Raw genomic sequence first — 7,656 nt, 5'->3', positions numbered from 1 at the left:
CTGGTCGAAGGCGCACGCACCAACGGCTGGAAACAAGCGCTGGGCGCATTGGCCCTGACCTACCCCGAACGAATCAACCCCTACCTATAACGGCCACCTACACAGAAATCTTGACAAGCTCGGCGGTCAGCCTTTTCCGCGGCAGCTGGGCCGACACCGTGCCCGTCACCGTCATCGCCGACCGCGCCGGACTCGTCATGAACCCCGACGCGCGAGTCAAACTTCATGGCGCGCAAGTAGGCAGCGTGGCTGCGATCGAGGCACTCCCGGATGGGAAAGCGGCAATCCATCTCGCGATCGATCCGTCGGCGATGGATCTGATTCCAGCCAATGTGCGTGTCGACATCACCTCATCGACCGTATTCGGCGCGAAGTTCGTCGAGTTCGTTCCGCCCACAGATCCTTCCGCGCAGTCACTGCGGTCCGGACAGGTTCTCGGGGCGAATCACGTCACCGTCGAAATCAACACCGTCTTCCAGCAGCTCGTGGCCGTGCTGAACAAGATCGAACCCGCAAAGCTCAACGAGACGTTGGGTGCATTTGCCAAGGGCCTCAATGGCCGAGGTGAGAAGTTCGGCCAAACGTTGTCGGACTTGGACCAAATGCTCGCGACGATCAACCCAAGCCTGGACAACCTCAGCCAGGACATCGCAATGGCGCCCGAGGTACTCGACGCATACGCCGACGCCGGCCCCGACCTAATGAGAATCGTCGATGCCTCGACTCGATTGAGCGACACGGTCGTCGACAAGCAGCAGGACCTGGACACCCTGCTCTTGAGCGCGATCGGTTTCGCCGAGATCGGTGACGATGTGCTCTCTGCGAACCGAACGGCGATCACAGACCTGGTCCATGCGCTCGTGCCAACGACCGACTTGACCAACCAGTACAACGCCGCACTCAACTGTCTACTGACCGGTATGGTGCCGCTGGCTACGGCCCCACCCTCACCCGTTCCCGGTGTCCTCCTGCTGGATTCGTTCGTACTCGGCTCCGAAAGGTATCGGTACCCACAAAACCTGCCGAAGGTTGCCGCTACTGGAGGACCACAGTGTGGGCGGCTCCCGGATATCGGTTACGAGGTGCGCGCACCGTACGTCGTGTCCGACATCGGCGCCAACCGGGCGCAATACGGTAATCAGGGCATTCTGCTCAACTCGGATGCTCTGAAAGAGGCGCTGTTCGGCCCGCTGGACGGCCCGCCGCGCAACACCGCACAGACCGGAATGCCGGGATGACCCGCTCAGTCGGCACCATCGTCAAGTTCGGCGTCTTCGGCATTGTGATGCTGCTGTTGACCGGAGCTCTCTTCGCGATCTTCGCGCAGTACCGTACGGGTCCGGCAAACAGCTACTCCGCAGTCTTCGCCGATGTGTCAAGCCTGAAACCTGGTGACTCCGTGCGAGTTTCTGGCATTCGGATCGGCACCGTCAACGACGTGTCGCTGCAGTCGGACAACTCCGTCGTCGTCGCGTTCGACGCTTCTCCCGATGTGGTGCTCACCACGGGCACCAAGGCCGCGGTGCGATACCTCAACCTCGTCGGCGATCGGTACCTGGAGCTCCTCGATGGCCCGGGCTCGACCAAGATCGCGCCGCCGGGCTCGCAGATTCCACGTGACCGCACCGAGTCGGCGCTGGATCTCGACTTACTTCTCGGTGGATTGAAGCCGGTGATCCGAGGTCTCAATCCCCAAGACGTCAACGCCCTGACGAATTCCCTGATCCAGATTCTGCAGGGCCAAAGCGGGAATGTGGAGTCGCTTTTCGCCAAGACGGCGTCATTCACCAACACCATTGCTGACAACGGTCAGACAGTGCAGCAGCTGATCGACAACCTCAGCGTGGTCATGGCCACTATCTCCAGGGACGGCGAAAAGTTCTCGGGTGCCGTCGACCGCCTGGAGCAGTTGATCACGGGCTTGGCGGCTGACCAGGATCCCATCGGAGAAGCGATCACGGCGCTCGACAACGGGACCGCCTCACTCGCCGACCTGCTCGGTCAGGCACGCGCACCGCTTGCGGGCAGCATCGACGAACTCAACCGGGTCGCGCCGTTGCTCGAGAAAGACAAACCGCTGCTGGACATCTCGTTGCAGAAGGCACCTGAGAACTACAAGAAGCTGGTCAGACTCGGCGCCTATGGAAGCTTCTTGAATCAGTACCTATGCGGCCTGTCCGTACGGGTCACCGATCTGCAGGGCCGCACCGCCTACTTCCCCTGGATCATTCAGAACACTGGAAGGTGTGCGGAGCCCTGATGGAGAAATACCGCGGATCCTCACTCATTCGTGCCGGCTTCATCGGCACGGTCCTGATCGTGCTCGTCATCGCCGTCGGCCTGCAACCCGAACGGTTGTGGGCATTGGCGACGTCGGTCAAGTACCAGGCATTGTTCTCCGAAGCCGGCGGGCTGACGACGGGCAATGAGGTCAAAGTTTCCGGAACGAAAGTCGGCTCGGTCTCCGATGTGACGTTGGACAAGGGCAAGGCACTTGTGACATTCAGCGTCGACGGCCGAGTTCGACTCGGTACGGACACCACTGCCCACATCCGCACCGGAACGTTGCTCGGTGAGCGGATTTTGACATTGGAGCCGGCCGGAGATCATTCGATGAGACCGGCGGACATGATCCCGTTGTCACGCACCTCTTCGCCCTATTCCTTGACCGAGGCCGTCAGTGAGTTCACCGCCAACACCGCAACAACCGACACCGCGTCGCTGACCCAATCCCTGGACATCCTGTCCGACACGATCGACAGGCTCGCACCTCAACTCCGACCGACCTTCGATGGGCTCAGTCGACTGTCGCAATCGTTGAACGGACGTGACGAGACGCTCGGAAGGCTGCTCGACAGCGCTGCTGACGTCACAGGAATCCTGTCCGAACGCAGTCAGCAGTTGAACGCCCTGATTCTCAACGCGAACGACTTCATGGCGATACTCGAGCAACGCCGCTATGCGATTGTCAATCTGCTCGCCAACACGTCCGCGGTGGCCCAGCTGCTGACCGGTCTGGTGCGCGACAACGAGCAGGAACTCGCGCCGACACTGCAGAAGTTGAACTCCGTGTACGAGGTGCTCGAGCGGAACCGCGACAACATCGCAAAGGCCCTCACCGGACTGGCGAAATACCAAATCACCCAGGGCGAAGCGGTCAACAACGGGTTTTACTACAACGCGTTTGTCGGGAACTTGCTGCCATCGCAAGCCCTGCAGCCCTTCCTCGACTACATATTCGGCTTCAGGCGGGGAGTCAATGCCGGCCAACCGCCGGACAACGCCGGTCCACGTGCGGAATTCCCCTTCCCGTACAACGGCATTCCGGGTGGTAGCCGATGAACCAACACGCACGGCTGAGCAGAGTGCTGCTGGTTGTGTTGATCGGACTGCTGGTGGCGGGGTCAGTCGTATTGGTACGTCAAGCCTTCTTCGCTCCGAGAATCATCACGGCGTACTTCACCTCTGCGACCGCAATCTATCCCGGTGACGAGGTCCGGGTTTCCGGTGTCAAGGTGGGCACGATTCGCTCCATCGAGCCGGACGGGGCCCAAGCACGAATCCGGCTCGCTGTCGATCGTGATGTGCCGATCCCCGCTGATGCGAAGGCGGTCATCGTGGCTCAAAACTGGTCGCCGCGCGTTACGTACAGCTTGCGCCCGCGTACGAATCGAGCGGACCGACAATGCCGGACGGTGCGGTCATCGGTGTGGATCGCACCGCAATCCCCGTCGAGTGGGACGAGGTCAAAGACCAACTCATGCGGCTGGCAACGGACCTGGGCCCCGACGGTGACGTCTCCACGACATCGGTTGGTCGATTCATCGACAGCTCGGCCGCAGCAATGGACGGTAACGGTGACAAGTTGCGCGAGACGATAACGCAGCTTTCCCAAGTGGGCCGCATCCTTGCCGACGGAAGCGGGAACATCGTTGACATCATCAAGAGCCTTCAGACATTCGTTACGGCGCTGCGCGAAAGCAACACTCAAATCGTGCAGTTCCAGGATCGCCTGGCAACCGTCAGCAGCATCGTGGATGCCAGCAGAACCGACCTTGACGGCGCACTGACGAACCTGTCGGAGGCCGTCGGCGAGGTGAAGCGATTCGTCGCAGGCAGCCGCGACCAGACCGCCGAGCAGATCGAGCGCCTAGCGAGCGTGACGCAGAACCTGGCCGACAATCGGATGACTCTGAAGAACGTGCTGCATGCTGCGCCGAACGCGATCGGCAACGGATACAACATCTATAACCCCGACACCGGAACCATGATCGGAGGGTTCGCGCTGTCGAACTTCTCGAACCCGGTACAACTGATCTGCTCCGCCATCGGAGCAGTCAACAACGCGACAGCACCGGAAACCTCCAAACTCTGTTCGCAATATCTGGGCCCGGCTCTGCGCCTCCTCAATTTCAATTACCTACCAATGCCGTTCAATGCGTACCTGCAAAAATCACCGAGTCCCGGCAATCTCATCTACTCAGATCCGGCGTTAGCGCCCGGCGGAACCGGGGGTGCCCCATTGCCGCCCGAGATCTCCCCGGCAGTCTCGGCATACACCGGTGCCGGCGACGTTCCGCCGCCTCCCGGCTGGAACGGTCCGCCGCCCGGGCCTCCAGGGGTGTATGCACCGACAGGTCTGCCCGCAGCTCCGACGCCGGCACTGTTCCCCGGCGCGCCGGTTCCCCCCGGCGTGCCCACAGCGCCCGTACCGGACGTCAAGAAATTCGAGGACATGTTGCTGCCGGCCGAGGCTCCCGTGTCGGCACAACCCCCGGCGTTGCACGGGGCAGGGGCGACGCCGTGACGAGCGTACGCAGGTTCATCTGTCGGCTGCTGGCAATACCATCGTGCATCTGCTTGACCGTCACGGGCTGTTCGTTCGAAGGTCTGAATTCGCTGCCGTTGCCCGGGACCGTCGCAAGTGGTCACGACGCGGTTGTGTATCACGTGCAAATCGCCAATGTCGGTACGCTCGAACCGAACTCACCAGTCCTGATCGGTGATGTCGTCGTCGGCACCGTCAGAAAGATGAAGGTCCGCAATTGGCACGCCGACGTCGAGGTATCGGTTCGGCCGGGGGTTGCGGTACCAGCCAACGCGGTCGCCACAGTAGGGCAGACAAGCCTGCTGGGGTCGATGCATCTGGCGCTGGATCCACCGTTGGGACAAGCGCCCGTCGGCGCTCTGCCGGTCGGCGCGACCCTTGATCTGAATCGCTCCTCGACGTACCCGTCGACCGAGCAAACGCTGTCCTCGCTGTCGGTCATTGTCAACGGCGGGGGACTGGGGCAGGTCGGAGACATCGTCAGGGAGTTCAATGCCGCTCTGAACGGACGCGAAAGTCAGATCAGGGATCTGCTCATCCGGTTGAATGACTTTGTCGGGATGCTCGATTCGCAACGTGACGACATCAACGCATCGATCGTCGCGATGGACCGGCTCGCGGGCACCTTTGCCGCTCAACGCGATGTGCTCGCCGCGGCACTGAAACGCATTCCGCCGGCGCTGGACGTGCTGATCAGGGAACGGCCGAGAATCACCGAAGCTCTGACCAAGCTCGGCCGCTTCAGTGATACGGCCACGGCACTGATCCACGACTCGCAGGCGGACCTCGTGCGGAATCTCGAGAACCTCGAGCCAACCCTGCGTGCTCTCGCAGATGTGGGCCCGGACTTGGGCACGGTGCTCACCTACGCGCCGACGTTCCCATACACGCAGAGCTTCATCGACCGCGCCATCCGCGGCGACTACATGAATCAGTTCATCATCTTCGACTTCACAATTCCGCGGCTCAAGCGAGGCCTGTTCCTGGGCACTCGGTGGGGACAGGAAGGCGCCCCGATGGTGCCGGCGCCGGGCGATCCGTGGTATCTGACGCACACTCTCGATCCGCTCAAGGCACCGATCACGGCGCAGCCGCAAGAAGTGGCCGATCTTCCGCCACTCGTGGAATCCGCACAGTCCCATGGTGATCCGGCGGCAACTATGGGGACAGTCGATGGTTCGACCGCTGAACCGGAACCCGGTGTCGCGGCCGTCTCGGAATCCGAAGTGTCGGCAGGGCAGGGAGGTAACTGATGCTGACGCGCTTCGTCCGAAATCAGCTGATCATCTTCACCATCGCGTCGGTCATCGGTGTGGCGGTGATGTTGGTGAGCTATATGCAGGTACCGACTCTGTTGGGGGTCGGGCGCATCACGGTCAAACTGGAACTGCCCGGCACTGGTGGGCTTTACCGCTTCTCGAACGTGACCTACCGCGGCGTGCAGGTCGGGAAAGTCATGGACGTGCGTCCGACCCGTGAGGGCGCCGTCGCCACCCTGTCGCTGAACACATCGCCGAAAATTCCAGCATCCTCGCAGGCACATGTCCGCAGTGTGTCCGCGGTTGGCGAGCAGTACGTCGACCTGACACCCCCGAACGCAGAAGGCCCCTATCTGCAAGACGGCAGCGTTATTCCGAAGCAGCAGACCTCGATTCCGCAAGCGGTCGGACCGATGCTCGACGAGGTCAGCGCGCTGGTCGACAGCATCCCCAAAGACAGGATCAGCGCACTGCTCGACGAGTCGTACAAGGGCCTGGACGGGGCGGCATATGACCTGGGCTCGCTGTTCGACTCATCGGCCGAAGTAATCGGCGACGCCAACACCGTTTCCGAGCGGACACGGACCTTGATCGACGACAGTCGGCCGCTGTTGGAAGGCCAGGTACAGTCCGCGGACGCCATCCGGACGTGGGCGCGCAGTCTCGCGGGAATCACTGCCCAGTTGGACGCCAACGATCCTCAAATCCGGACTGTCCTCGAGATCGGGCCGAGCGCAGCCGACGAGGCATCGCGGTTGTTCAACCAAGTGAAGCCAACGGTGCCGGTACTGCTGGCGAATCTCGTTGCGCTGGGTGAGGTCGGGGTGACCTACCATGCCTCACTCGAGCAACTGCTCGTGCTGCTGCCGCCCTACGTCGCTGCGACGCAAACGGTCGGCGTATCACGGAACAATCCCACAGGTATGGCGTTGGGCGACTTCACGATGGTGATGAACGATCCGCCTGCGTGCACGGTTGGCTTTCTCCCTCCCAACATGTGGCGATCGCCAGAAGACACTTCGATAGTCGACACTCCCGACGGGCTGTATTGCAAACTGCCGCAGGATTCGCCGATCGGTGTCCGCGGTGCGCGAAACTATCCCTGTATGGGCCATCCCGGTAAGCGGGCTCCGACCGTCGAAATATGCGAGAGTGACAAGCCTTTCGAGCCTTTGGCGTTGCGCCAGCACGCGCTTGGCCCCTATCCGATCGATCCCAACTTGATCGCGCAAGGAGTACCGCCGGACGACAGGATCGACTCTGACGAGCGGATCTACGCACCGGTCGAGGGCACGCCCATGCCTCCGGCCGAAGTCGCCCAGCCCGTACCACTACCGTCGTCCCCGATGCTCCCGCAAGCTCCGACCATCGCTGGTGAGAACACTCCAGTGGCCCCGAGCGCATCGATTCAACCCGAAGCGGTCGGCCCGTCGGTCGCGTTTGCCACCTATGATCCGCAGACGGGCCAGTACGCCACTCCGGCCGGAAAGGTGTTCCGCCAGACCGATTTGGTGGCCGCCGGTCCCCGGACGTGGCAGGACTTCTTCAAGGTCGGCTGACCCGCTCTGG

5 protein-coding genes and 1 pseudogene are annotated in these 7,656 nt (G+C 62.0%); all 6 read left to right on the top strand.

Annotated elements, in window-relative coordinates; all coding sequences use genetic code 11:
- Positions 1–110: 110 nt before the first annotated feature.
- The 6 genes and pseudogenes from H7J93_RS25125 (at position 111) to H7J93_RS25100 (ending at position 7,646) form a co-directional block, all read left to right on the top strand.
- Positions 111–1,238: an MCE family protein gene (locus tag H7J93_RS25125; RefSeq protein WP_267309006.1), complete on the top strand. Its 1,128-nt coding sequence runs from the start codon at positions 111–113 to the stop codon at positions 1,236–1,238.
- On the top strand, positions 1,235–2,260 hold the full coding sequence (locus tag H7J93_RS25120; protein WP_267309005.1) for an MCE family protein: 1,026 nt from the start codon (positions 1,235–1,237) through the stop codon (positions 2,258–2,260). Before H7J93_RS25125 ends, H7J93_RS25120 begins: the two co-directional genes overlap by 4 nt.
- A complete protein-coding gene (locus H7J93_RS25115; protein WP_267309004.1) occupies positions 2,260–3,342 on the top strand; it encodes an MCE family protein in 1,083 nt (360 codons plus the stop codon). The genes H7J93_RS25120 and H7J93_RS25115 overlap by 1 nt, the downstream gene beginning before the upstream one ends.
- Positions 3,339–4,807, top strand: a pseudogene (locus tag H7J93_RS25110) (MCE family protein). The gene H7J93_RS25115 and the pseudogene H7J93_RS25110 overlap by 4 nt, the downstream one beginning before the upstream one ends.
- 17 nt (positions 4,808–4,824) lie before the next feature.
- The gene (locus H7J93_RS25105) at positions 4,825–6,081 is read left to right on the top strand and encodes an MCE family protein (RefSeq protein WP_267309011.1); all 1,257 of its coding nucleotides are present in this window, start codon (positions 4,825–4,827) and stop codon (positions 6,079–6,081) included.
- Positions 6,081–7,646 carry an MCE family protein gene (locus H7J93_RS25100; protein ID WP_267309003.1) on the top strand — a complete coding sequence of 522 codons (1,566 nt, stop codon included), beginning with the start codon at positions 6,081–6,083 and terminating at the stop codon, positions 7,644–7,646. Before H7J93_RS25105 ends, H7J93_RS25100 begins: the two co-directional genes overlap by 1 nt.
- The last annotated feature ends 10 nt before the right edge of the window (positions 7,647–7,656 follow it).

Origin of the sequence: Mycobacterium barrassiae, assembly GCF_025822765.1 — a bacterium.
GTDB lineage: Bacteria > Actinomycetota > Actinomycetes > Mycobacteriales > Mycobacteriaceae > Mycobacterium > Mycobacterium barrassiae.
The sequence above is the reverse complement of the archived record's forward strand: the minus strand, read 5'-3'. Positions and strand labels throughout refer to the sequence as shown.